Origin of the sequence: Paenibacillus vortex V453, from assembly GCF_000193415.1 — a bacterium.
GTDB classification, from domain to species: Bacteria; Bacillota; Bacilli; order Paenibacillales; family Paenibacillaceae; genus Paenibacillus_AQ; species Paenibacillus_AQ glucanolyticus.
Window position 1 is genome coordinate 29,877 of the sequence record NZ_ADHJ01000010.1, and the last position, 24,876, is coordinate 54,752.

Consider the following 24,876-nt stretch of genomic DNA (forward strand, 5'->3'; position numbering starts at 1 on the left):
TTACATAATGGCTGGAACTGTGCCTGCTGCTATTTCTGCAGCGAAACGCAGCGCTCCCTCCTCTCCGGCAGCAGCGGAGAGACCGTGGGTAAAATGGACATTAATCAGCTTGGCTGGATTTGTGCTTCTGTGGCTAATCGTATTGCCGCTTGTTACCGTGATGTCCGAGGCGTTTAAGAAGGGATGGGAGGTATACATCGCTGCCTTATCCGATCCCGATGCTTTATCCGCACTTCGGCTGACATTGTTGGTAGCGGCAATTGCGGTACCGCTCAACTCGATTTTTGGCGTTATCGCAGCCTGGACCATAACGAAGTTTCATTTTAAAGGAAAGAATCTGCTTGTCACGCTGCTGGATTTGCCGTTCGCGGTATCGCCCGTCATCGGGGGGCTGATCTTCGTGCTCATATTCGGCCGGCAGGGGTGGTTCGGCCCATGGCTGGGCGCCCATGATATCAAGATTATATTCGCTGTACCCGGCATTGTGCTTGCTACGTTATTCGTTACGTTTCCGTTTGTGGCAAAGGAACTGATTCCGCTCATGGAGGAGCAGGGGACGAAGGAGGAGGAGGCAGCCGTAACGCTTGGCGCCAAGGGCTGGCAGATATTCTGGCGGGTTACCCTTCCCAACATTAAGTGGGGGCTGCTGTATGGCATTATTCTGTGCAACGCCAGGGCGATGGGCGAGTTTGGGGCGGTCTCCGTTGTATCCGGCCATATCCGCGGTGAGACCAACACCTTACCGCTGCATGTCGAAATTTTGTATAACGAGTATCAATTTTCGGCATCGTTCGCCGTCGCCTCATTATTGCTGTTATTAGCGCTGGTTACACTGCTGCTTAAAAATTGGTTTACACGAAAAAATGCTCATTGACAGTCCTTTCCAACCCATGCTAATGTAAATTCATACTATGTTGGTTGGAAAAGAATGATTAACGAGTGTAAGCAAGTGTAACCCATCATTTCAGGTCGTGTCGATGAGTATATATTTTGGGGCTTTGCCCGGTAAGGAGGCGTATCCATGGCTAAACCGTTAAAGGTGGATGAAATGTGGCTCGAACGCATAGCAGGCCTGCTGAACGACATGGAATTCGGTTCGCTGCAAATCGTAGTGCATGAGGGTCAAATCGTCCAGATGGAACGAACGGAGCGCAAGCGTTTCGAGAATACGGCCTCCGGCACGGTCAAGACGTCGGGACCAGCCCGGGCGCCCGGCCAGCAGCGAAGAACGAACACAAGATGATCCCTAAGGATAAGCAGAAACAGAACTTCCGCAGATATAATGAAATGCGGCCTATTGAGCAGACATCGGAGTGTTAACCGATGCAGATGATAGGCGCATGTCATGACTAATTTGGAAGTTCTTTTTTTTTGTATAAGCACGAGAAAAGTGGATTATTAATCCGTACTTACGTAAAATCTTGCGATCTGAAGGTCATGAATTATAAATAACAGCCCGGCCGTATTGATCGGCGCGGGCTGGATGTGCTGCATCGTTCTGTTTTATCTTGACCGCAAAGGGCTGTTGACGGTCTCCGGTTCAGTTAGACCAGCTGAGTCAATTAGAGGATCATATTCTCCGGCAGGGTGCAGGAATTGCTCCATCAGCTCCGGGTGACCTGCGTAGGGACGCTTGCGCCGCTGTCGCGTGGCTGTAACCCGGAAACCTGCCAGATACAGCAAACACTGGGTAGCCAGAACGTAAGGAGAGGCCTCAATCCAGATTAGATTAGTCAATGCAGAGATGAGAATCAGCAGATGCAGTACGGTATAGATAACGCCATGAGACCTTCTTCTGGAATCCATCAACAGACGGTAAAAAGAGACCGTTGCAATCATACTGGAGAGCCATAAACACCATACCTCGGGGTTTGTCCAGGCAGAGGACTGACGGAGCTCCTGGACGAGAATCGCAGTCCACAGGATCGCAGCTCCCAGTGACAGTGCAGGTACGGCAGGTTTCAGAAGCAGCCATAGTCCCATCCCCCATCCGGGTTTCTCAAGACGTCCAACCAGCTCATCGCGTTCCTTCATCAGCCGGTCGATTTCGCGATTCAGCAGTTTGTGCAGTGTTGTCAGCCGGGATTCATCGCGGTCGCTTAGAAAGGTATCAATCTGTTCGTGGAGTTCCCGAATCAGCAGGTCTGCGGATTTGCATTCCTGAAGCAGTCGGATGAGGAGATCCTCCGGGATAGCCGTTCGAGTCGGTCGATTGATTACCGTGCCGAGAGGTCCCGCAAGCCTGGTGTAGATGGACAAGGACTGACGAATACGGGCAAGCGAATCCTTGCGTGCACCTAAGAGACGGGATGCACTGTATATGTACAGGCCCGAAAATACCGCTGTGGCCAGAAGCACAGCCACCAGCGCGTTCAGAGAGCCAAAGATATCAACCATCCATTCCGTAAGGGACAAGCCGATCCCTCCTTCAATATTCTACCTTTCACTATTGCACAAGAAGGAAGGGAATTCAAGCCGATTCTGAAACAGGCAGCTATGGAGAGCATGGGGGTTGCGTATAACGTTACGTCATATCCTATAGTCACCTTAGGAGGGGATTGAGTTGAAACGAAAAAAAGGATGGTTGTTCTTGGGTAGCATTCTCATTGCTATACTAGCTATACTGACGGTAATAGGCTTTCTATTCAGAGATGACGGGTCGTTAAGCGGTTTTGTTACAGAGGATGGGCAGAAGAAATACGCGGCGGCTTATGATGAGGCGATGAATCAATTACCAGAACCGGTTGAATCGATTAAGGTTAATACCGATTTTGGCGTGGTGCAGCTCTACAAGTTCCGGGAGAGCGATACACCACATAAAACACCCTTGTTGCTGCTTCCCGGAAAAGGATCTGCTACACCCATGTGGGAGGCCAATCTAAGCGGCTTTTTAGAACACCGGCCTGTATATACCCTTGATTTGATAGGAGAGCCGGGTTTAAGCACAGAAACCAGACGGATCGAAACCGCTGCGGACCAAGCAGATTGGTTAGAGCAAGTGCTGGACCAGCTGCCGGAATCAGAGATCCACCTATTAGGGCTGTCGTTCGGCGGGTGGAGTGCGGCGAATGTGGCGCTCAAGCATCATGAGAAGATTCACTCGCTCATATTGCTGGACCCTGTCTATGTGTTTGGCCCCATTCCACTGAAAATGATACTTGTATCCATTCCGGCGTCTGTGCCCATGGTGCCCAAACCAATCCGGGAGAAAATGCTCAGCTATATATCCGGCGGGACTGAAGTTGATGACAGCGACCCGACCGCCAAATTAATCGAAACCGGTATGCGGACATTCAAGAGCAAGCTGCCCATGCCGGAAGCCATCAAGCCGGAACGACTAGCTGAGCTGACGATACCGGTGCTCGGAATTTTAGCTGGACAATCGACGATGCACCATGCTGAAAAGTCGTATCAAACGGGGATGGATTCCCTGAAAGACCCTAATAGCGAGATGGTCGTATTTGAAGATGCCTCGCATGCAATTAACGGGGAATACCCTAAAGAGTTACTGGAAACGATAGAAGCTTTTTTAGCGAAAATCGAGTAAGGGACAGGAAGGGAATGGGTTCATGGGAAAAAAATATTCCGTAAAAGAAATCAGTCAATTGTCGGGAATAACTCCGCGAACCATTCAGTATTACGATAATGAAGGGATTCTTAAGGCGGAGCGGGATGAGCTGGGGCATAGGGTATATTATGATAAACAGTTGTATGTACTTGAACAGATTATGTTCTATAGAGCCATCGGTTTCTCTTTAAGAAAGATCAAAGAACAATTGATCGTAGGCACCGAGGAGCAGGATATCGAGAACATTCTAGATTACCAGGAATCGGTGCTCTATTCACAGAAAGAGAGTATCCAAGCCAAGCTTGACGGATTGCATGTCGCAAAGGAAATGATGAAAGAAGGTTACAACGTTCCCTGGGAGCTGTTAGCCCATCTCATGCGTTCGTTGAATGAGGTCGATATGTCGGCTTGGAAAGAATACCAATTTTCGGAGGAAGACTCGCGGCTATTTCAAAAAGCATTTAACTCTGAGCAGGCTGCATTGGATTTTTACAATGCGTTCAGAAAAATATCGCTGCAAGCTGCAGCTTATAAGGCCTCAAAGGTTCCCATCGAATCCCGTTTAGCCAGGACCTTAGCCCAAGAATGGCAACGGATGGTTCAACGTGTGACATATGGCGACGAACGGATTCATGCTGCCTTCTTAGCAGTCGATCGAAATCGGGATCAATGGAACACGGGAGAACGTCAGCTTGTAATGGAAGCAGAACAATATTTGCAGGACGTCTTGAAGCGCTATCCTGATCGTGAATGAGCTGCATTGCAGCCAAGGTTATGCAGCTTATGCAGGAAGCCTAAATCGTACTCTACTGTTTGCATGGCTAAATGTTTTTTTCTTGGCAAACAATTTTTCCTCAAGGTCAACATAAGAGACCGTCCCGCATATAGTATATGAATAAGACGGTAGCATCGAAAGAGCGGGAGGGGTCAGGATGAACACGGAACTGCAGGTAAAGAAAGCGCCGTTTCAGCGAGCGAAGATGACAGTGGGTTACGTACTGCTTCTCATGTTGGCCGTTTGAGATTGATCAGGGATCTACCCGATGGAGGGGACTCATTCCTTCTATTGAACATAAAAGATGGCGTCAGAGGAAGAGCCTCTTGAGACGCCATCTTTTTTCGTATGATAACGATGAGTGCGTTGCAATGTTAGCGGTTTAAGCCATGCAATTCCTTCCAGGATCTGTATTCGTGAACAGCGGTTCCCGAGAACGAAGCGTGGCCGCCTGCCAATGCAGTGACCTTGGACAGCTCTTTTTCCATAAAGGCCGTTCCTTCTTCGAAGAAGGTAACGTAGTTGCCTTCATTGCTCGATTTGGTCTCAACGGCGACCAGCGCTTCCTTACCATATTTGTCGGCTTCGGCTAATTCGGCAGCCGCCAGGTTGTAAATGTTCTGGGCGGAATCCCGGTATGCCATAATGACGATCTGATCAAACTGCTGGATCATCCAGCTGCTGAGGGTCATGGATTGATCGGGAAGCTTGTAGGTATGCAGCCAGAAGGTCATATCTGCCGCAATTGGCAGGTTTAAGGAATGGGCTTCCTTTACCAGATAGCGAACGTTGTTTTGCCATTGCTTCACGACCGCATCATAGTTGGTTTTCCATTCGCCCAGCACATGGGGCTCGATATCAACGTGAATACCGGCAAAGCGTTCATCCGGGGCAGCAGAAGCCTGATATTCGGCCGTCCACTGGATAAAGGTTTCGAGACGGTGGCGTTCGGATTCCAGCGCCCAGTTCGGCGCACCGCCAAGGACATGCACTTCAATCCCCTGCCGACCGGCCAGGCGAATGAATTTGCGGTAATGTTCCGGACGGACATCACGGTTCATCTGCAGATAGAGTACATTGACCCCTTGGTCGGAGGCGAAATCCAGAATCTCCGGTGTAGCATTCTCAATCAGCGGAGTTTCCCAGAACCAGGTAGATTTTTGGGTGGCTTTGGCTTCGGCCGGGCCGGGTGGATACATGGAGAAACTGCAAAGCAGCAAGAGACTGCTGGATAGACAAAGGGTCAGCAAGCGAATACTAAATTTTTTCATAAAGGGTTGTTCTCCTTTCGATATCTTACACGACATGAATCGACAGGTGCATGCAACGTAAGGATTGCGCTTAAAGTCATTGTGAAAGAATTATATTCATATTTATGCAGCACTTACGTATATATCGGAGTTACTTTTGCTGTATTTTATAGGCCTTTAGGCTTTATTATGGGTGTAAAGATGCATAATAGGAGTTTGAAGAGGAACATAACCGGATAATTAATTAGGAGAAGAGTCTTGCCTAAGCAAGGCTGGGGGTGGACAAGCTATGGACTGTAGAATAGATGCCGCTTATGAAGAAGGATGATATAGTATAATTTTAAGTCTAAGGAGCGATGAACATGAATATAGCCATCATTGGTGCAAGTGGAACGATAGGCAGACGAATTACAGAGGAAGCCCTGCGCCGGGGTCATGAAGTGACGGCGGTGCTGCGTAATCCGAATCGGATGGATACGGAGCATGAACGGTTGAAGAAAGCGGAGGCCGACGTGATGGATCCTTCATCGCTGGAGAAGGCTATTCAAGGCCATGACGCCGTGATCAGCGCGTTTGGTCCCAAATTCGGGCAGGAAGAGGAACTCCTTGCTGCTGCGCGCACTATTGTGGAGGGAACGAGACGCGGCGGCGTATCCCGTCTGCTGATTGCTGGGGGTGCAGGAAGTCTTATTGCGGACAGCGGGGTGCCTCTTATGGATACACCTGAATTTCCGGAGGAGATCCGACCGCTCGCCCGCGCGCATGCGGATGCTTACGAGATCTATAAGGAATGTGATTTGGAGTGGACTTATGTCAGTCCGGCAGCCATCATCGAGCCGGGAAGACGAACCGGACAGTTTCGGATTGGCATGGACCGCCTGGTGACGGATGAGAGCGGTAGCAGCCGGATTTCGGCCGAGGATTACGCCGTTGCGATAATCGATGAGCTGGATGACCCCCAGTTTGTAAAGTCCCGTTTTACCGTTGCTTATTAGTTGTAGTGGAGATGCAGCCTCAGTCATTGGCGCAAGGGTGTAAGGTATATCGAAGCAAAGGGGAGAGCTTGGATGTATGTTGTGACGTCTGAACAGATGAGGGCATTGGACAACCATGTGATCCATAGGATCGGTATTCCGGCGGCAGCACTTATGGAAAATGCGGGCAAGGCGATCGCAGAGGAAGTTTTGAAGTTATGCCTGATGGAGCGGGGAAGAAGGAACGGCTTACCATCTTCCGGAACGAGCGGAGCAGCCGGAACTGCCTCAGCGCCTGCGCAGGCAAGCGGACAGGAGCGAGGCGAAGCCTTAACGGATCATTCGGCTGCTATGGGCCCCCCTTTTGCCGCGAATGATCTTGCCCTGGAGATGAGCCGTCCGTCGCCTGTCCTAGACGGAGACGTGCGATTGCCCACCGCGCTTTCTGCGCAGGAGCACTGGCTCATTCTGGTGGGCAAGGGCCATAACGGCGGCGATGGCGTGGTCGCCGCCCGGCACTTGCGTGACGCCGGCGTACGCGTCACGCTGCTCTACGCCGCCGAGCCGTCCTCGCTTACTGGCGAGGCGGCGGTGCAGCGGGATGCCGCGGCAGCGCTCGGCATCCCGGCTCTGGTCCACGGCCGTGCCGCCGTGGACTACGGCGCGTTCACCGGCATCGTGGACGCGCTGCTCGGCACGGGCGCGTCGGGCGCGCCCCGCGGCGCTTACGCCGCGTTGATCCAGGCCGCCAATGACAGCGGCCTGCCGGTCGTGTCCGCGGATATTCCGAGCGGACTGGACGCCGATACCGGCGCGCGGCATGAGCCGTGCATCTCGGCGGCGGTGACGGTGTGCCTCGCTTTCCTGAAGCGAGGCTTGGTGCAGTACCCCGGCGCCGAGTCGGCAGGCCGGGTGGTGGTGCGCTCCATCGGCATCCCTGCATCGCTGTGCTGTTCGAGACCGTTCGTCCACACGCACCTGCTCACTCCGCAGGTCCTTCGGACGGAGCTGGATGCGGATGTCACGCGTTATCGCACGGCGGAAGGACATAAAGGCACCTACGGTCATGTGCTGACCGTAGGCGGCAGCCGCACGATGAGCGGCGCAGGTTTGCTCGCTTCCCGTGCGGCCCTTCGCGCGGGCTGCGGCCTCGTGACCTGGGCGCTGCCCGCAAGCCTGGTGCTGCCGTTAAGCGGAGCTGCACCGGAAATCATGCTCGCTCCGGCAACAGATGAAGAGAGTGGAGGCAACTGGAACGAAGCCTCCGCTGGGCGGGTGCTGGAGCTCGCCAAGACCCGGGACGTGCTGGCTGTAGGTCCTGGACTCGGCCGCTTTGACGGCGACTCCAGATGGCTTCGGCGACTGTGGGAAGCGTGGGAAGGACCGCTGGTGGTGGATGCCGACGCGCTTAATATGCTGTCATCGTCCGGCGATTTCAGCGCCTGGAAACCGCGTTCCGCGGCCACGGTGCTGACTCCGCATCCGGGGGAAATGTCCCGGCTGCTGGGCACGCCGACCGCGGAGCTGCAGCAGGACCGGATCGGTGCTGCTACAGGGTTTGCTGCCGAGCACGGGGTTACCCTCGTGCTCAAGGGGGCGCGTACCGTCGTGGCTTCGCCGGACGGACAGGCTTACATCAACACAACCGGTACCTCCGGCATGGCGACCGGAGGTACCGGGGACGTGCTCACCGGCATCATTGCCAGCCTGCTGGCGCAAGGTTATGCCGGTCCGTCTGCAGCCGCGCTCGGTGTGTGGCTGCATGGCCGTGCCGGTGAGTGGGCCGCACGGCACCGGGGACATCCCGCATCGGTCATCGCCGGGGATGTCATTGATATGCTTTGAACTAAAAGGGCCTTCATCAGAAGGCCCTTCTTCTTGTTAAAAACGACGGATCAGATCACCCAGCACAGCACGGGGACGGCCAACGCAAAGAAAGGGGTGGCCAGGGATTGGCTGGAGAAGGCATGCTTCCCCCACAAGAATAGGAGAAGTGTAAGCGTTCCAGCTGCTGCGCGGATCCACAGATGTTCCGGATTGCCGCCCGTAAACAGGGCGAAGAACAGAAATCCGACCGCTCCGTACACGGCGGCTTGTTTGCCTTTATGCAGTGTGGGCAGGAACGAGAGGATAGCGTCGGCCGCGAGAGAGGCCGTCAACGCATATCCGTATACCCAGTGCTCCTGCGGCATGTAAAGTCCTAACCATGCCGAGGCCCTTTCAGCGCTGGAAGGCCACACCCAGTCGAGCAGGCTCAGCAATAACACGGCAATGCCGGCGCTTGCCAGCTTGTTTAACGCGTAAAACCCCATGTCCATACGGCCGGACCGTCTGGGAATACCGGTATTCATGATACACATCCTCTGCTTGATATTCATTTCCACGAACGTCCTGCTGAATCCATACTAGCTGGTGACCATCTCTCCGCCGTTTACGTGAATGGCCTGACCCGTGACAAAAGAGGAGGTGATGGACGAAGCCAGGTAGACATAGGCTGGTGCCAACTCATAGGGCTGTGCGGCCCGCTTCATCGGTGAATTCGTTCCGAATACGGCAACCTCGTCAGCAGAGAAGCTGGAAGGTATGAGCGGTGTCCATACTGAGCCCGGAGCGACGGAATTGACGCGGATGCCTTGATCCACTAGCGAAAGGGCCAGGGATCGAGTCAGGGAGACGATGGCGCCTTTGGTTGAGGAATAATCGATAAGCTCCTTAAATCCTTCATAAGCGGTAATGGAGGCCGTATTAATGATAGAGGCTCCGGATTTCATGTGAGGCAGGGCGGCTTGAATCATGAAGAAAAAAGGAAAGATATTACTCTGATAGGTGTGATACAGCTGTTCTTCCGTAATATCCAAAATGCTGTGCTGTACATATTGAACGGCATGGTTGTTCACAAGCACATCCACCTTGCCAAAGCAGGCTAATGTCTCGCTAACCACGGTCTCGCAGTTCTTTTTGTACCGCAGATCGATTTTCATCAGAAGACAGCGTCTGCCAAGCGATTCGATTCGTTGTTTAGTGACTTCGGCATCCGAGGTCTCATATAAGTATGGAATGACCAGATCGGCACCTTCCTTGGCAAAAGCAATGGCCGTCGCTTTGCCGATGCCGCTGTCGCCCCCGGTTACAATGGCGACTTTGCCATCCAGCTTACCGCTGCCCCGGTAGGCGGGGTCCTCACTGATCGGGCGCGGCGACATCAGGCTCTCTAAACCAGGCTGGCAGTTTTGATGCTGGGGAGGGAAGGCGATCGGCTGCTCCTTGCATTCGGTTTTGGAGCCTACATATGGAATGGGCTGCTGGGGCTTCATTTCATTCCTCCTCTGGTATATCAATGACATGGATTGATGATGCATTACTTATCTCTATGCATTCGCCCAGTCCCGGGTGCCGTTTACGGCCGAAATAGGAGAAAGATCGTATGCCTGAGGAGCTCCTGCCAATTTTCACACGATCTTTTGGTTGCAGTGTGGTAAAATATTTCCAAAATTTAAATCGAATGACCCAAGGGAGGACGGTCACCTGATGAAACCCGTCAAACGGTCAAAATTCCGCTTATGGGCAGGCAAGCAGTATTTTACCTGCCGGCGTTATTGGGAATGGATGAAGAGCAGTAGTAAACTCGCGCGTACTCATGCTTCAGCGCCATTGGACTATTCGGTATTCGGGCACCAAACTCCGCTAAAACGCCAGTTGAAGAATGTTGATATGTGGTATCAGCATAATAAGGCGATCAACCTGCGTCTTGCCGTTCGTCATTTGGACGGACTTCTGATCCGACCGGGAGAGACGCTGTCCTATTGGAGGACCATTGGACGTCCGACCCGCAGGAAAGGGTATGTAGACGGCATGGTTTTGTTTTATGGAGGTTTTAAGGCCGGTGTGGGCGGAGGGCTGTGCCAACTCTCCAACCTTATCTACTGGATGACCCTGCACACCCCGCTTGAAGTGAGGGAGCGGCATCGGCACAGCTACGATGTTTTTCCGGATTCGAATCGGACCCAACCGTTTGGCAGCGGAGCTACGTGTGCCTATAATTATTTGGACCTTCAGATCTATAATCCAACCAGCGACACCTACCAGCTGGCGGTACATGTGTCAGAGGAGGCACTGATTGGAGAATGGCGCTCCACCGCCGTCCCGCTCTATAGCTATGAAGTTTATGAACGAGATCATCGCATAACCCAGGAAGCGTGGGGCGGATATGCGAGGCATAATGTCATCGGGCGCAAGGTGTTCAGCAGGGAAGGCGAGCTGATTCATGATGAGTGGATCACGGAGAATCATGCGCTTATGATGTATTCGCCGCTGCTTCCTGAGAAGGGGACCGTTACATCCTGATCTGCCCATTGAGCGATCGATACGTATGTTCATCAATCGGATCCACAAGCAGGCTATCTCCCTCATTCGTTATCACTGGTTACTGCCATCTCTGCGGTTTGTTTTTCCGACCGTTCCCTGCTGCATTGACAAAAGCGCGGACACATTGATACGATGATATTAATTCTGACAAGTTTGCCCTGATTTATATCTGTTAAAGTCGGATCAAGCAAGCCAATCACCAGAAGACTTTGCAGTACCATGTGAAGTCTTTTTTTTCTGAGATTAATAGCTGTTTTATGGAACGGATAAGGATGACATTATAAGGTTAGCCGAGGTGAATTGTTATGGCGAAAGCTGTTATCATTAACGGGAGTCCTACAGTCGGATCCCGCTTGAATGCGGTTATGGATATAGCGGAGCAAGCGCTCGCTGCTGCCCATTTCCAAGTAAGCCGGATCGACGTGGCGGGACTGCCGCCGGAGGATTTGATTCATACGAAGTTTGAGAGCGAGCATATTGTCAAAGCGAACGGTCTTGTGGCCGAAGCGGATGCCGTGATTGTGGCAAGTCCGGTTTATAAAGCTTCGTTCACGGGTGTGCTGAAGACCTTTCTAGACCTTATTCCGGAAAAAGGTTTGGCTGGTAAGATTGTGCTTCCGATGTTCATTGGCGGCAGTCTTGCACATCTGCTGGCGATTGACTATTCACTGAAGCCGGTGCTTTCATCCATCGGTGCCCGGCATATTCTGGGCGGGGTGTATGCGGTGGATGCTCAGGTAGCCCGTACCGAGGAAGGCGGATTCGATGTAGCGGAAGTGCTGCAGGAACGCCTGGCCTCCGCGATGGAGGAGCTTATTGAAGAAACCCGTTATCGGACAGAACGCGTTTAGTTATAATGGACAGGAATTAGAACCGGGGAGATAGGATATGGAGGGGTATCATTTTGCAAAAGTTGGTGTTTTTTGTTGGGGTAGCAGGTACAGGTAAAACTACAGTAGCCAAAAAGCTGGCAGTCCGCATGCCGGCTGCATTTCTCGACCGTGATACGGTTGGAGGACGCTTTGTTGAGAAGTTCCTTGAAAGTAACGGCCATGATCCAAACGATCGGGACTCTTCTTTCTATAAAGAGAATCTGCGTGATCTGGAGTATGATACAACCAAGGATATTTGCATCGAGAACTTGAATGCAGGACAGAACGTGTTCATGATTTCTCCGTTTACCGCCGAGCTCAAAAACCGCGAATGGATCGAAGAGGTTATTACGTCTGCGGGGTTAACGAAGAAGGATGTGGATGTGAAGGTCATTGTGGTTGCGCTTCAGGATATGGAATTGCAGAAGGAGCGGATCATTGACAGACGGACCGAGCGGGATCAGTGGAAGCTTGATCACTGGGACGACTTTAAGAAGCGCGTCGAATTTGTTCCGGAAGTGAACTGGGATATTCCGCAAGCATCAATCAAGGTGTTTGATAACAGTGGAGATTTAACGGAAGAGAAAGTCGAGGATCTCTATCAATTTATCGTTCGCGAATAGTTCGCTTGGCATATATAGAAGAAGCGCGCCGTCACAGGCTCCCATCCGTTGTCTGTGATAGCGCGCTTTTTTTGTGGCTGCAAGGGTGGCGGCAAGCAACCGCGCTCCGAATTGGAACAGAGGCAGGAATGTTATATAGTAGATCCAGGAATTGCTTATGGAGACCAAGGAGGGAAAGGGTTGGATCGTTCGATTATGCTTGCCTATCTGAGAAGTGTTGAGCTGATGAGGGAGCGGATTCCTTCATTTCATGAATATCCTTTTAATCTGCCGGCTGTAGCGGGCTTGGACGGGCTGGATTTTCATCCGAAGGTTACTTATATCGTCGGGGAGAACGGCATGGGGAAATCGACGCTGCTGGAAGCGATTGCGACGGCACTCGGATTTAATCCGGAAGGGGGGACGATAAATTTCTCATTCTCGACCGAGGAGACCCATTCCAAGCTGCACGAATATATTCGAACCGTCCGGGGCGCGCGGAAACCGCGTGACGGGTTTTTCTTCCGGGCGGAGAGTTATTATAACGTCGCGACAAATATCGACCGGTTGGATGCCGAAGTGAGCATCGGCCCTCCCATTAAAGATTCCTACGGCGGCAAATCGCTCCATCAGCAGTCACATGGTGAATCGTTTTTTGCCACCTTTTTGCATCGCTTTTGGGGAAACGGGCTCTATATTATGGACGAGCCGGAAGCGGCGCTGTCCCCGTTCCGTCAGTTAGCGCTGCTGAGGTGAATTCACGATCTGGTGCAGAAGGATTCGCAGTTTATTATTTCCACCCATTCCCCTATCGTCATGGCTTATCCGGATTCCATTATATACAAGCTGACCTCCGACGGGGTGGAGGAATCGAGCCTGGAAGAAACGGACCATTATATGATCACGAAGGAATTTGTTAACAATCGGGGAGCGATGCTTCGCGAATTGTTTGCAGACGATGAGGAATAGCTAACATAACAGCAAGGGGTGCCGTAAGATCTTATGGATCGGAGGCGCCCTTTTTTCTCGGAAGAAATCCACTTCAAACATGAGAAATAAACTTTGAATTTTCTAAGTAATTAAGCGAATATCATCTATATTTAAGGATATTAAGGAATGAAAATCATGAAAATGGTGTTTACAACTTAGAATTGTTGAACTAAAATAAGAACCGAGGTGAAATGCTCTGGAGAACGAAAGAGAAGCAAGCGTTGAGAGACTCATGGACATGTATCGTGAGTTGTCGGATAAAATGACGAGGCATCGGGTCGTATCTTTTCTAAGTCATCTGAGAAAGAACGATTTGACGATGAATCAGTATAAGATCTTAAGTTTGATTGAGCAGCAGGGGCCATGGCTTCCCAATCGACTGGCTGAGCATATGGAGCTTAAAGCTGCGACGATTACGTATTTGGTGGATGCGTTGGAGCAACGGGGGCTGGTGGCTCGAACGCCCAATCCGAGCGACGGACGAAGCCACTATGTCAATTTTACGGAGACTGGCCGGCAGCTTGTGCTTGATGCTCGCAGCGAGGGGGATTATGCCGTCATGGAATCCTTCAGGCAGATGGATCAGGATGAGGCGGATCATCTGTATATTTTGCTCCGATTGCTGGGCAAAAAATTATTTCCATAACGTTCAAGTCGATGCTCTCGCATCCCGCCTCCGCTCTGTTAACCAGACCTGGGCGGGTTTATTTTGTTTTAGGAGGCTTCATGTGAATACACAAGAGACACAAGAGAAATCTTCATTTTGGCTTATTATGAGCGCTGTGTTTTTCGGCAATTTTCTGGCCGTGCTGAGCATTACCACGATTAATGTGGCTTTCCCGGTTGTGATGGAGCAGTTCGATGCTACGCTGAGCACCACCCAGTGGCTGATGGCCGGCTACCTGCTTGCAACCGGAATTGTGGCTCCCATCGTAGGCTATATGGGGGACCAGCTCAGTTATAAAAGGCTGTTCATTTTTGCTTTGATAGGTTTTACCCTATCGTCGCTGCTATGCGTTGTCGCCTGGAATATCCAGACCCTGATTGCGTTCAGGATTACGCAAGGCGTATTCGGGGGGATGATCATCCCGATTACGATGACGATTATTTATCAGGTATTCCCGCGTGAGCGGCAGGCCTATGCGATGGGGCTGTGGAGCCTTGCCTCCATGCTGGCACCCGTTATCGGACCAACCCTGGGAGGTTGGCTGGTTCAATATTTTGGCTGGAAATCGATCTTTGTTCTGAATATTCCCATTGGCCTGATATCTATCGTCATCGTAAGTAAATTCATACCCTTCTACAGACTGACGGAGAAAAAGACGTTTGATTTCCTCGGGTTCTTGACCGTGGTGCTGGGCAGTTCCCTGCTCCTGCTCTCGTTCAGTCACGGCAATGACTGGGGATGGGGCTCCTGGAAGACGCTGTCTTTGCTCCTCTCCGGCATATTGCTGCTGTTGTTCTTTGTTAGGTGGGAGCTGCGCATCAAATCCCCGCTGCTGCAGCTCAAGGTATTCAAGTTTCCGCGGTTTCGGTACAGCTTAATGCTGAACTGTATTGTGACGATATCGCTTTATACCGGAACGCTTCTGGTGCCGCTGTATTTGCAGACTGTGCTGAAGCTGTCTCCAATGGATACGGGGCTGATCATGCTGCCGGGAGCGATTGTCATGGCGGCTGCCTCGCCGATTATCGGCAAATTTTATGATCGGATCGGTCCGTTTCGGCTGGTGATTACAGGTGTCCTGATTATTGTGGCCGCCACCCTGGCCTTCAGCGGAATCGGCACTCATACTTCGGTGCTGTACATTTCACTGCTGCAATTGATCCGCTGTCTTGGTATCGCGCTGTGTAATATGCCGTTAACGAATGCAGCGATGAGTGCGGTGTCCAGTGAATATTCGGGCCATGCGTCATCCATAACGAATTGGGCTCGTCAAGGGCTTGCCTCGTTGTCCATCGGCATTTTCAGTGCGCTGGTGGTATCCAGAACCTCATACTATATGGGAGCGGGTGCCACGACCAAGGGCGTTGCCACCACGATGGGCATCGATGACGTATTTCTGATCGGGACGATGGTGGCTGTCGTGGCCATACCTCTTACATTTTTGTTACGAGTCAAAAAGAAAAAACCGGTTCAGCATGTCGCAGTCTGACCACGCCGGTATCGGGTATTTGAGGAAGGTCATTCATCTGATCGCTAAAGCATGACCTATGGCAAATGATTTCTAATAAATCAAGCGATTAAACGATTATGCGTTGTATTGCATGAGGGTGCTGACACGCGAATACAAATAGTCTGGAACGATATTGAACGGAGAGAGAGCAGCAGAAGGAGCTGCTCTCTCTTTTACTTTTTATCGAGGATAACCTGGGTCAATTATGACAATGCTGTTCTTTTATTCAAATCAGGGTCTGTGGTAGGGTGAACGTAATGTGCTGCTATGCAGGAGGGACTTATGGATTTTATACGAAAGTTATGGGTATTCGGTTATCAGCAGGCGTTGTCCTGTATTTTTCCGGTTATCATATTTGGAGCGCTCGCATTGAGCAAAATCATTGAAATTCCAGGAATCCCGCGTTATGATCTTATTCTTCTTATATGTGTGCTGGCTCAAATCGGGATGCTTGTCAGTAAGCTGGAGACGTGGGATGAGCTGAAGGTGATCTGTGTCTTTCACGTCATCGGCCTGATGCTGGAGCTGTATAAGGTCCATATGGGATCGTGGTCTTACCCTGAGGAAGCCTGGAGTAAAATCGGCGGGGTGCCGCTGTACAGCGGCTTTATGTATGCAAGTGTTGCGAGTTATATCTGTCAGGCTTGGCGGCGAATGAATCTGCGTATTACCGGCTGGCCGCTGCCTGTGCTCACCGTACTGCTGAGCGCCGCGATCTATGCCAATTTCTTCACCCATCATTATGTATGGGATGCCCGTTGGCTCCTTACGGCGCTATTATTCGTGGTGTTCGGCAGAACGGTGGTGTACTTTGACGTTGACGGCAAAACACTGCGGATGCCACTGGTGCTGTCGTTTCTGCTGATTGGATTCTTCATCTGGATTGCGGAGAATATTTCAACCTTCCTTGGGGCCTGGACCTATCCGGGTCAGGAGCGGACATGGAGTCTGGTGCATATCGGCAAAATCAGCTCGTGGTTCCTGCTGGTGGTGATCAGTGTCATCATCGTGGCTCAGTTGAAGCACCTTAAGCTGGGCAGAGGGCCGTCCAAGGACAATCCCAAGGGAACGGTTATGTGAGGCGGCTCCGTTGATATTGGATCCTGCTTGCAGAACACGGGTAATTATGGTTAACTATAGACTTACGTTGAAGATGCAGGATGAGAACGAGTATGTTCTGAATATAGAGGATTGGAATATAGGAACAACATGAGATGGAACGGAGGGGGTTCACATGAAAAAAAGATCGTTGGCGTCTTTGTCCAAAGGCATGGGATGCTCCACCGCTGTTTTCTTTGATCTATCCGAGGACGGGATAAGTATGTCCATAATCGGATATTCAGCGATCAAGGATCCTTCCATTCGGTTGTTCGAATGAGGATGCAGTGGAATTAAACACCACAGGTCGCTTACCTGTGGCTGCATAGATCGGCATGCACACCACAGGAGCTCTGTGGTGTTTTTGTGTTTTTCATTTTTCCGGTAGAGGAGAGGCACGCTATGTTATTGCAAGGAAAACAGATTTATGTAAAGCCAGTAGAGGAATCGGATGCGGATGCGCTGCTGAAGCTTGAGGTGGAGAATCGGGATTTTTTTCAACGGTTCACGGGTTTAAGAGAAGAAGCCTTCTATACCCGCCAGGGACAGCTGGAACGGATTCAAGAAGCCCTGGAATCAAGTAAAGGGGATCAGGGATATCTCTATGTGATTGGGCTGCGAGACACCGAAGAGGTTATCGGGGAGATCATGCTGACCGAAGTGGTGCGGTGGAATCTGCAGAGCTGCTGGATCGGTTATTTCCTGGACCAACGCCATAATGGAAAGGGTTATATGACGGAGGCCGTTCAGCTGGTGGTGAAGCATGCTTTTCAGGAATTGAAGTTCCACCGGATTGAGGCGGGGGTAATGCCGCATAACCTGGGATCGATTAAAGTGCTGTGTAAAGCCGGATTCCATCAGGAAGGCATTGCCAGAAAAAATGTAAACATCAACGGACAGTGGGAGGACCATCAGACGCTGGCTATTCTGAATGAAGAGGATCACCGGTCTCAGTCCCAAGTTCAGCGGTACAATCCCTCTGTCATCGCTCCGCCAATCGGGCCTTATACCCATGTTACCAAGGTTCCGAAGGGAGCCGAGCTGCTGGTCTTGTCCGGGCAGGTGGGAACCGATATGGAGGGGGGATTGCCGGATGATATGAAGGAACAAGTCGAGAATACCCTGGCGAACATTCAGCGCCTGTTGGCAGCAGAAGCACTCTCGGCGGATCATATCGTCAAAATCAATATTTGGGCAGCACAGCAGGTGGACTGGGTTCACTTCCATCAGGTGTGGGAAAAGTTCCATGGCGGAAAGGCGCCGGCCATGACAATGGCCTACGTGCCGGCACTTGCGATGCCGTCCATTCAGGTAGAAATCGAGGTATGGGCAGCCAAGTGGTAACCCGCTAGATAGCAAGATGATAAGATGATGATTGGAATGCAGCCGATCCAAGCGCGTTAAAAAAACCTCCGTGATATTCCTGGCAGGAATATCGCGGAGGTTTGTGTTTGTTGAAGGAGTTTTTTTTGATTTTTTCAATTTTAATATCATTGGATCAAGGATTCAGGCAGACGTAATGTATTTATATTTTTTTTAATATTATTCCAATATTTAAGTTAAGAATTTTATAAGACCTATCAACAGAGAATAATTTCTCAATATACATTTTCTTAATATATTGTTAAAATTTCCACATAAAATGAAGGAGGCGAAATGATAATTTGTGAGAGTTAATGACTTTAGAATGCCTTAAGATACTTAATAAAATAGATTGGCAAGAATTCGAATCCTACTTAAAGAGAGGGGATGGGGATTAAATTGAAAAAAACGAACCAGATTTCATTAATTTGGAGGAAATATCCCAGTTACAAATATTTAACGTATACGAACATTCTAACAGGTTTAACCTCATGGGGTTCCTTCATAGCGATGCTTGTATTACTTAATCAAATTACAGACAATGGAATTCAACTAGGGATGTTATGGGCTGTAAGTGGACTTGCGCCTTTAATGTTTAGTTTTTTAGTTGGTTTCTTAGTCGATCGATTTAATCCGAAGAAGGTGATTGTTTTTTCAGAAGTATTTCGGGGAATTTTATTTCTAGGATATATCGTTGTTCCGTTACTAGGTGGTATGTATGCTTGGATTTTATTCTGTTTATTAAGGTTCGTAGGTGGACTTCTAAACTCTTTAGCAACTATTGCACGTCAAACGATCATACCTGATTTAATTGAAGAGGATGATTTAATTGTAGCTAACTCCTTTAATTTCACAATAACAAGTTCTATTAGATTACTAGGCGCTGCAGCTGGTGGAACCTTAATTTCCTTCTTAGATCTGGATATTGCTTGGATGGTTACCTCGCTTTCATTTTTTGTTTCAGCAATTATAAGTAGTAGAATTACCCTGAAAAACAATAGGAAAATGGTGAGTTCCAAGAACATCAAAAAGGAGTTTGTTGTAGGAATACAAGTAATAAAAGAACAAAAATTTGTAAAACTTGTCCTACTTGCAGCTCTATCAGGGGGAATAATCATTGGATCATTTAATTTGATGTTAGAGCAATTTGTATCCAATGTCTATGAAACAAAGCATTATGGTATCAGTTTACTCTATATATCTGAAGGTATTATCTCAGTATTGGTAGGCTACTGGTTAGCTAATAACAAGTTCTTGTTTAAGAACCCTTATAAATATGGTTATGTATATATATTGATGGGGCTGACCTGGACGCTCTTTGGTTTTACAGAGCAGCTCTATCAAGGTGCGATTAGTTTAATGTTATTCGCTTTTGTAGGTGCATTTATCGTACCTTTTGAACGACAAATAATGCAAACTGACGTGCCTGCTCATTTACGAGGCAGATTGTTTGGCCTTTGGAACACTTGTAGTTTAGCTTCTATACAAGTGGGGGCGTTTCTAACTGGAGTCTTTATATACTATTTTGGAATTCGATCTGTACCTATACTGACCAGTGTGTTAGAAGTTGGCCTAGGAATATTCTTTATATTCTATGTGAAAAAACACATTGTTGTCGGAGCGGCAAAACAGATTAATACAACCCATTAGAATATAAAGTTTTCTAATGGAATTTAGAAAATATCCATAAATTGAATATTATTTGAGTGAGCGAATTTCTTTATTAAGCGAGAAAGCGATTCCCCCCTTAGAAAATCACATCATACTTTCGGAGACAATGACTCCGAGGTTTGTTCGTTTTTTGGGGACCTGCCTAAAGGCAGAGACTCAATATCAGTACACAATGGCTTCATCGTCCCTACGTCAATCTTCCAGCATTCCCAAAGAGAAAAAGCGCTCCTAGTGCTATATTAGCCTAGAAGCGCTTTATAAACTCATTGCAAAGCTTGCGGGTGTCCCAAGGACTTTGAAGACTCTGTTACAGATCGTCAAAACCGTTGTCGTCGCCAACCTTGCCGTAGTTACGGGATTTGGCTTCGAAGAAATCGGTTTTGGTTGCGTTCAGAGCTTCATCCGAGAAAGGCTTGATCCATGGCATGCAGTTGACGTCTACGCCTTGGTAAGCTTTTTCCAGACCCATCATCGTAATACGACGGTTTGCGATGTACTTGATGTAGTCGCCCAACTCGTTCAGATCGATGCCGCGTACATTGCTGAGCGTGTAGTGTGCCCAGTTGGTCTCGAGCTCAACAGCACGGTCGATGGTGCGGTACAGGTAGTCGATGTTCTCTTGGGAGTTCAGCTCTGGGAAATCCTTGAGCAGCTGTTTGAATACTTCGGCGAAGAAGTAGCAGTGCTGGTTCTCGTCACGCTGAATGTAAGAGATCATCTGGCTGGTTGCCATCATCTTCTGGTCGCGAGCCAGGTTGTAGAAGAAGGCAAACGTGCTATAGAAGAAGATACCTTCCAGGATCAGGTCGGCCACCATAGCTTCAAAGAAGGTTTGCGGCGACGGATTATCGCGGAAGTTCTGATAAATATCTGAAATGAACTGATTGCGCTCCAGCAGAACCGGATCATGCTTCCAGTATTCGAAGATTTCCTTCTGCTCTTGATCCGAAACGATGGAAGAGAGCACGTAGGAATAGGATTGATTGTGAACGACCTCTTGCTGACCGATGATGGCCGAGATGGCTTCGAGTGACGAGTCGGTAAAATAACGCTTCACATCGCTGACAAACATCGTCTGCATGGAATCCAGCACAGCCAGCAGGGAGATGTTGATTTTGAAGGTGCGCTGTTCCTCTGAGTCCAGTGTAGGGAACTGCTGCGCATCCTTGGACATCGGGATTTCGTCCGCGATCCAGTGGTTCAGCAGCAGCACCTTGTATAGTTTATACATATGAGGCATCCGAATGTCGTTCCAGTTCAAGATCCCGGAGCACTCACCTTCAATTACACGGGTGGAGCGGTTGGGTGCTTCGGTGTTAAATATCTTTTGCATTTGCATGCCAATTCTCTCTCCTTGCATATCATAGTAGGGCGGGTTGAGGGACGGGTATCCACTCTCCAGCCGCTGTAGTCCGCCCTTTGCTTGAATGTATTTAATGGTATCAAAGGGCTCTCAAAGGCGGACGTAAAATCTTCCGCTTGGATACCCTTACCCTTGTAGTCTTGTATTAGAAAGTATATTCAATCCCGCTTACAGCCGTTCGATGCTTGTAGCACCCTCATGCGAAGCGACTCCCAAAGGGAGAGCGATCCCAGCAGGAAGTAACTCAATAAACGCACGAAGCAGCTCTTATGCCATGCACAACATGAGAAGCGACTCCCAAAGGGAGAGCGATCCCAGCAGGAAGTAACTCAATAAACGCACGAAGCAGCTCTTACTCTCTGCACAACATGAGAAGCGACTCCCAAAGGGAGAGCGGTCCACGCAGGAAGTAACTCAATAAACGCACGAAGCAGCTCTTATTCCATGCACAACATGAGAAGCGACTCCCAAAGGGAGAGCGGTCCACGCAGGAAGTAACTCAATAAACGCACGAAGCAGCCTTAGTCCCTGCACAAGATGAGAAGCGACTCCCAAAGGGAGAGCGGTCCACGCAGGAAGTAACTCAATAAACGCACGAGTAACGCCATAGTCCCCGCACTACATTCCAGCGTTCCCGAAGGGAGAAAGCGCTCCTAGCCACCAAAGTAACATAGAAGCGCCTCATTCATTCCCTGCACACCTTGCGGGTGTCCAGAGGGCAGAGCCCTTGGGGCCCTCCCTTGGAAGGGAGGGTTTGGGCGGGTTCGAAATAGTTTACATTAAACTCTTAGCTTGCGCACGACTCACACTCTTCAATCGTCAACGCACGGCTGCGCACATAATACGTGGACTTGATGCCGGCTTTCCATGCATGCAGGTGCAGCTCCAGGAATTCCGAAGCCCGGATATCAGGGCGAACATACAGGTTAAAGCTTTGCGCCTGGTCAACGTGACGTTGACGCGCAGCCGCCATTTTGATGGACCAATGCTGGTCGATCAGGAAAGCGGTCTTGTAGTACCAGATTGTTTTTTCAGACAGATCCGGAGCCGGGTTAGCCACTTTGTAGGTGGTTTTTTCTTCATAAGACAGAAGTTCGTACAATGGATCGATGCTCGCTGTGGAACCGGCGATAATCGATGTGGAGCCGTTCGGTGCGATGGCAAACAGCCAAGCGTTACGGACACCATTGGCTTGTACTTCCTGTTGCAGCTCACGCCACTGTTCGGTGGTTACGAATTTGCCTTCATGCTCGCCGTCGGTGTAACCGCGGAACGTGAAGTACTCGCCGCTCTCCCAGTCGGAGCCTTTGAATTTCGGATAGTGGCCTTTTTCCTTGGCCAGCTCCATGCTGGATTTCACGAGCAGGTAATTGATGTGTTCATACAGGTTGTCATTATAGGCAACGGCTTCGTCGGACTCCCAGCGGATACCTTCCAGCGCCAGCAAGTGATGCAGACCGAAGGTTCCAAGACCGACCGCACGGTATTGGCTGTTGGTATATTGGGCTTGCAGAACTTCAATATTGTTGATGTCGATAACGTTATCCAGCATACGAACCTGGATAGGAACGAGACGCTCCAGCACACCGGCCGGTACAGCGCGAGCCAAGTGGATGGAATTCAGGTTGCAGACAACGAAATCGCCAGGGATTTTGGAAATAACAATCCGGGTTTGACCATCCTTTGTTACCAGCTCTTCTTGCTCGACAACGGTTGGAGATTGGTTCTGCATGATCTCGGTGCACAGGTTGGATGAGTAAATCATGCCATGTGCAGAGTTCGGGTTCGCACGGTTTACCGTGTCGCGGTAGAACATGTACGGTGTACCCGTTTCAAGCTGGGATTTCATCACGCGTTTCATAATGTCGATCGCTTGTACCGTAATACGCGGCAGCTGCGGGTTCGCCACGGCTTCTGCATATTTTTGACGGAACTCGCCATCGCCTTGAGCTTGATCATAGAAGTCTTCCAGGCCAAGCGGACGGCCGTTCTCGTCTTTCCAGCCCATGATCTTCTTCACTTCATGCGGACAGAACAGGCTCCACTCCTCACGGGCCTCTACAGCCTCCATAAACAGGTCAGGCAGACAGATGCCATGGAACACGTCATGGGCTCTCATACGCTCGTCACCGTTGTTCAGCTTCAGATCCAGGAAGGACAGAATATCTTTGTGGAACACATCCAGATAAACCGCGATGGCTCCTTTACGAGTTCCCAATTGGTCAACACTCACGGCGGTGTTGTTCAATTGGCGAATCCAAGGGATAACGCCGGAGCTGGTGTTCTTGTGACCGCGGATATCCGAGCCGCGTGCACGGACTTTACCGAGGTACACGCCAATGCCGCCGCCCATTTTGCTGAGACGGGCAATATCGGTGTTGGAATCGAAGATGCCTTCCAGAGAGTCGTCAACGGTATCAATGAAGCAGCTGGAGAGCTGGCCTGCTACTTTTTTGCCTGCATTGGACATGGTCGGTGTGGCAGCTGTCATGTATAGGTTGCTCATCGCCCAGTAGGCTTCTTTTACAAGGTCAATACGTTTGTCGGCTGGCTCGTTGTGCATGAGGAACATTGCGATTACCATGTAGCGTTCTTGCGGAAGTTCCATGACACGACCGTCAAAGTCGGTTGCCAAATAACGCTCAGCCAGTGTCAAAAGACCAATGTAATCAAACAGCAAATCGCGGCTTGGATCGATGCATTCGCCGAGCTCTTCGATTTGCTCCTTGGTGTAGCTGGTCAGAAGATCCTCGCGATAGATGCCCTTCTGTACAAGCTCTGTGATGAGCGGGTAGAAGGCACCGTAAGGCTCTTCCGGGTAGGCTTTGTATCGGCGGTTGGTGGCCGCTTTTTTATATAAAGAGGTCAGAAACGAACGCGCAGCTGCAAACTTCCAATTCGGCTCTTCTTTTGTCACAAGCTCAAGCGCGGACATCGTGAAGGCGCTGCTGATTTCTTCGCCGGTGACTTGCTCACCGCGCAGTTTAGCATTTACGCCGCGAAGCAGGCGCTCTTTATCAAGCATGTCCAATCCTTTCAGATTGCGGTCGGCATAGACAGAGAGGCGTATTTCATCAAAGGCGAGCTGACGGTTGTTCGGTTTAACTACGAGCTGGGGCATGAATAATTCCTCGCTTTCTTAGGGGGAAATATGAAAAAGGACATCAAAAAAACATTTTCTAAAACCCGCAGGCTTGAAAATGTCCGTGCGCTGTGATTCGTGAATGACGTTTGACATAAGCCCTTGAAGGGGCATGATGTTATGTACAGACGCAAGTTTAACGAACACTTACCTAATGTCCCGTAGGTTGGTGTTGGCTGCGTACAGGCAGGTCTCCTGACTCGGACTTTGACAAATCGGAGCCTTCCCCAAGACCTTGATGAGGTCCGCCAGAAGAATATTCCATGATTTGGTTCGGCCTGGATAGGATAAATAGCCGAGAGCCCTTACAGTGGCGGGACCGTGATGGATTTACACCATGCTTCCCTATTAAGCCGGACCGCCTTATAGGTTGTTCCGGCACCTATACACACTATATTTGGTTGTTGTTTATCTAATTTAACCCAATATATTGTGTTTGTAAACCATATTCTTAAAATTGAACGCAAAAAGAATTATAGCAAACGAGCGGTCATTGTGCCAGCTAAGAAACTGTCAAAAGGCCATAACATTTCCTGGATTGTGACCGAATGCGACCTTTTCTGCACACATACCACGTATATTATCGTTTTGACAAAATACGATAGTTGCGTACTGGATCTGTGGTGGAAGGAGCAGACTATTTTTTATTGTGAATAGCGAGTTAGGG

21 protein-coding genes, 1 pseudogene and 1 riboswitch are annotated in these 24,876 nt (G+C 49.9%); of the genes and pseudogenes, 16 read left to right on the forward strand and 6 right to left on the reverse strand.

Annotated elements, in window-relative coordinates; translation table 11 throughout:
• Positions 1-7: 7 nt before the first annotated feature.
• Positions 8-874 (forward strand): sulfate ABC transporter permease subunit CysW, encoded by an 867-nt coding sequence (gene cysW / locus PVOR_RS04970; protein ID WP_006207996.1) that lies wholly within the window; start codon positions 8-10, stop codon positions 872-874.
• A 147-nt stretch (positions 875-1,021) separates the two neighbouring features.
• Positions 1,022-1,243, forward strand: a complete 222-nt coding sequence (locus tag PVOR_RS04975; RefSeq protein ID WP_006207997.1) for a YezD family protein — start codon at positions 1,022-1,024, stop codon at positions 1,241-1,243.
• A gap of 260 nt (positions 1,244-1,503) precedes the next feature.
• Here PVOR_RS04975 and PVOR_RS04980 read toward each other — a convergent pair whose 3' ends face one another.
• Positions 1,504-2,415, reverse strand: a complete 912-nt coding sequence (locus PVOR_RS04980; protein ID WP_006207998.1) for a hypothetical protein — start codon at positions 2,413-2,415, stop codon at positions 1,504-1,506.
• A gap of 148 nt (positions 2,416-2,563) precedes the next feature.
• On the opposite strand from PVOR_RS04980, the gene PVOR_RS04985 reads away from it, so the two are divergent.
• Both PVOR_RS04985 and PVOR_RS04990 read left to right on the forward strand, forming a co-directional pair.
• Complete coding sequence (locus PVOR_RS04985) at positions 2,564-3,547, forward strand: alpha/beta fold hydrolase (protein ID WP_006207999.1); 984 nt, start codon at positions 2,564-2,566, stop codon at positions 3,545-3,547.
• Positions 3,548-3,569: 22 nt separating this feature from the next.
• On the forward strand, positions 3,570-4,322 hold the full coding sequence (locus tag PVOR_RS04990; protein ID WP_006208000.1) for a MerR family transcriptional regulator: 753 nt from the start codon (positions 3,570-3,572) through the stop codon (positions 4,320-4,322).
• Between the two features lie 395 nt (positions 4,323-4,717).
• On the opposite strand, the gene PVOR_RS04995 is transcribed toward PVOR_RS04990, so the two are convergent.
• Positions 4,718-5,614, reverse strand: coding sequence for a hypothetical protein (locus tag PVOR_RS04995; RefSeq protein WP_006208001.1), 897 nt, complete (start codon positions 5,612-5,614; stop codon positions 4,718-4,720).
• A 341-nt stretch (positions 5,615-5,955) separates the two neighbouring features.
• Between PVOR_RS04995 and PVOR_RS05000 the strand changes: the two genes are divergently transcribed.
• Together PVOR_RS05000 and PVOR_RS05005 are read left to right on the forward strand one after the other, a co-directional pair.
• Positions 5,956-6,588: an NAD(P)-dependent oxidoreductase gene (locus PVOR_RS05000; RefSeq protein ID WP_006208002.1), complete on the forward strand. Its 633-nt coding sequence runs from the start codon at positions 5,956-5,958 to the stop codon at positions 6,586-6,588.
• 72 nt (positions 6,589-6,660) lie between these two features.
• Positions 6,661-8,412 carry a bifunctional ADP-dependent NAD(P)H-hydrate dehydratase/NAD(P)H-hydrate epimerase gene (locus tag PVOR_RS05005; protein ID WP_006208003.1) on the forward strand — a complete coding sequence of 584 codons (1,752 nt, stop codon included), beginning with the start codon at positions 6,661-6,663 and terminating at the stop codon, positions 8,410-8,412.
• 50 nt (positions 8,413-8,462) lie between these two features.
• Here the strand turns inward: PVOR_RS05005 and PVOR_RS05010 are convergent, their stop codons facing one another.
• Together PVOR_RS05010 and PVOR_RS05015 are read right to left on the reverse strand one after the other, a co-directional pair.
• Positions 8,463-8,918: a hypothetical protein gene (locus PVOR_RS05010; protein WP_036643759.1), complete on the reverse strand. Its 456-nt coding sequence runs from the start codon at positions 8,916-8,918 to the stop codon at positions 8,463-8,465.
• Between the two features lie 54 nt (positions 8,919-8,972).
• Positions 8,973-9,881 (reverse strand): SDR family oxidoreductase, encoded by a 909-nt coding sequence (locus tag PVOR_RS05015; protein WP_006208005.1) that lies wholly within the window; start codon positions 9,879-9,881, stop codon positions 8,973-8,975.
• A 214-nt stretch (positions 9,882-10,095) separates the two neighbouring features.
• On the opposite strand from PVOR_RS05015, the gene PVOR_RS05020 reads away from it, so the two are divergent.
• From PVOR_RS05020 to PVOR_RS05060, 10 genes and pseudogenes are all read left to right on the forward strand, one after another.
• Positions 10,096-10,911: a VanW family protein gene (locus tag PVOR_RS05020; RefSeq protein ID WP_006208006.1), complete on the forward strand. Its 816-nt coding sequence runs from the start codon at positions 10,096-10,098 to the stop codon at positions 10,909-10,911.
• A 326-nt stretch (positions 10,912-11,237) separates the two neighbouring features.
• Positions 11,238-11,783 carry an NADPH-dependent FMN reductase gene (gene ssuE, locus PVOR_RS05025; RefSeq protein ID WP_006208007.1) on the forward strand — a complete coding sequence of 182 codons (546 nt, stop codon included), beginning with the start codon at positions 11,238-11,240 and terminating at the stop codon, positions 11,781-11,783.
• Positions 11,784-11,836: 53 nt separating this feature from the next.
• Complete coding sequence (locus tag PVOR_RS05030) at positions 11,837-12,427, forward strand: AAA family ATPase (RefSeq protein WP_006208008.1); 591 nt, start codon at positions 11,837-11,839, stop codon at positions 12,425-12,427.
• Between the two features lie 195 nt (positions 12,428-12,622).
• Positions 12,623-13,375 (forward strand): annotated as a pseudogene (locus tag PVOR_RS05035) (AAA family ATPase).
• 253 nt (positions 13,376-13,628) lie between these two features.
• A complete protein-coding gene (locus PVOR_RS05040) occupies positions 13,629-14,042 on the forward strand; it encodes a MarR family winged helix-turn-helix transcriptional regulator (RefSeq protein WP_040680222.1) in 414 nt (137 codons plus the stop codon).
• An 82-nt stretch (positions 14,043-14,124) separates the two neighbouring features.
• Positions 14,125-15,552: an MDR family MFS transporter gene (locus tag PVOR_RS05045; RefSeq protein WP_006208012.1), complete on the forward strand. Its 1,428-nt coding sequence runs from the start codon at positions 14,125-14,127 to the stop codon at positions 15,550-15,552.
• Positions 15,553-15,855: 303 nt separating this feature from the next.
• Positions 15,856-16,653, forward strand: a complete 798-nt coding sequence (locus PVOR_RS05050) for a DUF817 domain-containing protein (protein WP_006208013.1) — start codon at positions 15,856-15,858, stop codon at positions 16,651-16,653.
• 154 nt (positions 16,654-16,807) lie between these two features.
• Positions 16,808-16,951 (forward strand): hypothetical protein, encoded by a 144-nt coding sequence (locus PVOR_RS30940; RefSeq protein WP_006208014.1) that lies wholly within the window; start codon positions 16,808-16,810, stop codon positions 16,949-16,951.
• A 122-nt stretch (positions 16,952-17,073) separates the two neighbouring features.
• A complete protein-coding gene (locus PVOR_RS05055) occupies positions 17,074-18,015 on the forward strand; it encodes a GNAT family N-acetyltransferase (RefSeq protein ID WP_006208015.1) in 942 nt (313 codons plus the stop codon).
• A 405-nt stretch (positions 18,016-18,420) separates the two neighbouring features.
• The gene (locus tag PVOR_RS05060; RefSeq protein WP_006208016.1) at positions 18,421-19,683 is read left to right on the forward strand and encodes an MFS transporter; all 1,263 of its coding nucleotides are present in this window, start codon (positions 18,421-18,423) and stop codon (positions 19,681-19,683) included.
• A 328-nt stretch (positions 19,684-20,011) separates the two neighbouring features.
• On the opposite strand, the gene PVOR_RS05065 is transcribed toward PVOR_RS05060, so the two are convergent.
• The gene (locus tag PVOR_RS05065; RefSeq protein WP_006208017.1) at positions 20,012-21,043 is read right to left on the reverse strand and encodes a ribonucleotide-diphosphate reductase subunit beta; all 1,032 of its coding nucleotides are present in this window, start codon (positions 21,041-21,043) and stop codon (positions 20,012-20,014) included.
• 811 nt (positions 21,044-21,854) lie between these two features.
• Entirely contained in the window at positions 21,855-24,188 is a 2,334-nt protein-coding gene (locus tag PVOR_RS05070) for a ribonucleoside-diphosphate reductase subunit alpha (protein ID WP_006208018.1), read from the reverse strand.
• Between the two features lie 189 nt (positions 24,189-24,377).
• Positions 24,378-24,610, reverse strand: a riboswitch (cobalamin riboswitch).
• Between the last annotated feature and the right edge of the window lie 266 nt (positions 24,611-24,876).